The sequence below is a fragment of the Flavihumibacter cheonanensis genome, from assembly GCF_022352215.1.
Lineage (GTDB): Bacteria > Bacteroidota > Bacteroidia > Chitinophagales > Chitinophagaceae > Flavihumibacter > Flavihumibacter cheonanensis.
The window spans coordinates 1-281 of record NZ_JAKRWF010000198.1; the positions used below are offsets into that span (position 1 = coordinate 1).

A 281-nucleotide genomic window follows, 5' to 3' on the forward strand; every position below is an offset into this window, starting at 1 on the left:
ATCTCCCGCTCTGCAGGATCGGTGCATTCAACCAGCGGCGGATCCTCCATGTTGTTCTGCGGAAAGTAGGATATAAGCTTTTTGATAATATCAATTGCCTCTTTATCGCTGTTCGCGGCAAAGTGCGCGACCCCTGACCTTGTATTATGGATATCAGCACCGCCCAGCTGCTCAACGGTCACGTCCTCTCCCGTAACCGACTGTACGACCTTCGGCCCGGTGATAAACATGTAGCTTGTTTCTCGCACCATTATGTTAAAATCGGTAATTGCAGGTGAATA

The 281-nt window shown here is 49.5% G+C and carries 1 protein-coding gene; it reads right to left on the reverse strand.

Annotated elements, in window-relative coordinates; genetic code table 11:
• Nucleotides 1-230, reverse strand: a 230-nt coding sequence (locus tag MD536_RS21675) for a carboxyl transferase domain-containing protein (protein ID WP_317208158.1), incomplete at its 3' end; no start/stop codon positions are given.
• Nucleotides 231-281 lie beyond the last annotated feature (51 nt).